Below are 2,120 nucleotides of genomic sequence, written 5' to 3' on the forward strand. Positions count from 1 at the left end.
CGGGCTGGTGCTCGGCATGTGGCCCTACCTGCTGCCGCCGAGCATGACGCTGTGGGAGGCGGCCGCCCCGGCGTCGTCACTGGGCTTCAGCCTGGTCGGGCTGGTGGTGCTGCTGCCGGTGATCCTGGGCTACACGGCATGGTCGTACCGGGTGTTCCGCGGCAAGGTGCGGGCGGATGCGGGGTATCACTGAGGGGCGGGGCGCTGGCTCTTCCGGTGGTCCGGGTGGGCGAGCCAGGTGCAAAGAAGGTGGAGAGCAGCCGACCAACGGTCGGCTCTACCGCACGCGGCCGAGCGCGGCGTCAGGCGTGCAGGCCTTCGATTTCGACCAGCAGTTCGGCGCGGCAGACTTCGGCATGCAGCACCACGTAGGCCGGTGGGCCGGGTAATGCGGCCATCTGCGCGGCCACTGCCGGCATGTCCTCGGCGCGCCGCACATACACTTTCAGTACCGACCCGGCGCCAAGCTGGGCGGCCAGCGACGGCCGCTGTCGCCGGGCGGCATCCACCAGGCTCTGCAGGTTTGTCAGCGTTTCGCGCAGCTGTTCCTCCACGGCACCGGTGTGCTGGGACACATGGCCGACGATCGCCGCCGTGCCCGATTGCAGCAACGGCAGCCCGGTGGCCGCCGGCGCCAGCAGCGCCCGCGAAAAACTGGGCGACTGCGGGCCGTACTGGCGCGGGTAGCGGAACGCGCTGACCTGGCGCGGGTTTTCCAGGGGCAGGCCGGGTTCGCGGCCGGCCAGCCAGTACACCTGCAGGCGGCGGTGCCCGTCGAAGCGGCCGATGCAGGTCGCGGCCGGCAGGGCCGCTTCGTCCAGCTCGCGCAGCCCACGTACCCGGCCCACGCAGAAGCGCCGGTAGCGCTCCTGGTCGCCGTCGCCTTCGGTCACCGCGTCCAGGTAGTTCCAGGTCCGCAGCAGGTGCGGGAACCCGCAGTGCGCCAGGAAGCTGCTCATCCGCGCATAGGCGTCGGCGGCGGCCGTCTCGATGTCGCCCTCGGCTTCGTCGATCTCCAGCACCCCGAACAGCAGCGCGGCATTGTGCGACCAGCGCACGCCGTCGGTGACGCCCGACTGCACCGGCGTCGAGCCCCGCCACACCTCCACCTGCGCCGGGCCATGCTCGGCCAGGGGCACCTGCAGCCAGCGCGGATCGTTGCCCGGGGAGGGCGCGGGCGCGCCAAACCCGAACACCGCCAGGGTGCACGGGTCGGCCAGGGCCGCATCGCGCAGTGCTGCCGGCAGGTAGCCGGCGCTGAACACCGCCGCACCTGGGGGGAAAGCGACCGCCGGGGCCGTTGCGTCGTGGATCGTGCTGCTCATTTCAGATTGTGAAAGCTGCCAGTGCCAAGGGTGTCATGATAGCGTGCGCTCCTTTTTACGGCGGTGCGCTGCGATGCCTTGGTGCCTATCAACATGTTGGCGTGAATGATCGAGTTCTCCGTGGTGGATTGGTCGGCCTGGGCACCGGGACTGACGTCGAAAGAACAGTGGCAGGCCTGGGCACGGGCCCCCGCGTTGCCGCAGGGCGATGACACCCCGGCGCTGGCCGAGGTGCCGGCCATGCAGCGGCGCCGCATCGAGCGGCTGGGGCGCATGGCCATCCAGGCCGCCTGCTGGTGTGAACAACCCGACGACGCCGGCCAGGTGCCGCTGGTGTTCGCCTCGCGCCATGGCGACGTGGCCCGTTCGATGGAACTGCTCGACAGCCTGGGCGCCGACCACGGCATGTCCCCGACCGCGTTTGGCCTGTCCGTGCACAACGCGGTGGCCGCGCTGTATTCGATCGCCCGCGGCCACCGCGGCAATTACCTGGCCCTGGCCGCCGGCCGCGCCACGGTCGAGGCCGCCTGCCTGGAGGCCTACGGCCTGCTGGCCGATGGCGCCGCCGAGGTGCGGGTGATCGTGTATGAATCGCCGTTGCCGCCGGTGTATGCCGGGTTCGCCGACGAGCCCGATCCTTATTACGCCTGGTGCTGGCGGCTGGCCCGGGCCGATCGCCCCGGCACCCGGCTCTCGCTGGGCTGGGGCGCGGCCGGGGCCGACAGCCCGGCGGGCGTCCTGCCGCACGGGCTGGATGCGTTGCGCTTCCTGCTGGCGGGTGATCCGGCCCTGACC

At 71.5% G+C, this 2,120-nt stretch carries 3 protein-coding genes; 2 read left to right on the forward strand and 1 reads right to left on the reverse strand.

The window, feature by feature from the left end:
- The coding region (locus tag DBR34_RS22640; protein WP_258223806.1) for a cytochrome d ubiquinol oxidase subunit II at positions 1 to 193 on the forward strand (193 nt) is incomplete at its 5' end.
- Positions 194 to 302: 109 nt separating this feature from the next.
- On the opposite strand, the gene DBR34_RS10310 is transcribed toward DBR34_RS22640, so the two are convergent.
- Complete coding sequence (locus DBR34_RS10310) at positions 303 to 1,325, reverse strand: pteridine-dependent deoxygenase (RefSeq protein WP_181393964.1); 1,023 nt, start codon at positions 1,323 to 1,325, stop codon at positions 303 to 305.
- A gap of 105 nt (positions 1,326 to 1,430) precedes the next feature.
- On the opposite strand from DBR34_RS10310, the gene DBR34_RS10315 reads away from it, so the two are divergent.
- Positions 1,431 to 2,120, forward strand: a 690-nt coding sequence (locus tag DBR34_RS10315; RefSeq protein ID WP_128096736.1) for a beta-ketoacyl synthase chain length factor, incomplete at its 3' end; no start/stop codon positions are given.

The organism is Stenotrophomonas sp. HMWF003 (genome assembly GCF_003061285.1).
GTDB lineage: Bacteria > Pseudomonadota > Gammaproteobacteria > Xanthomonadales > Xanthomonadaceae > Stenotrophomonas > Stenotrophomonas maltophilia_AP.

What these genes read in the sequence shown, in the direction of transcription:
- DBR34_RS10310 (WP_181393964.1), bottom strand. Translation starts at nt 1,325, where the DNA reads ATGAGCAGCACGATCCACGACGCAACGGCCCCGGCGGTCGCTTTCCCC.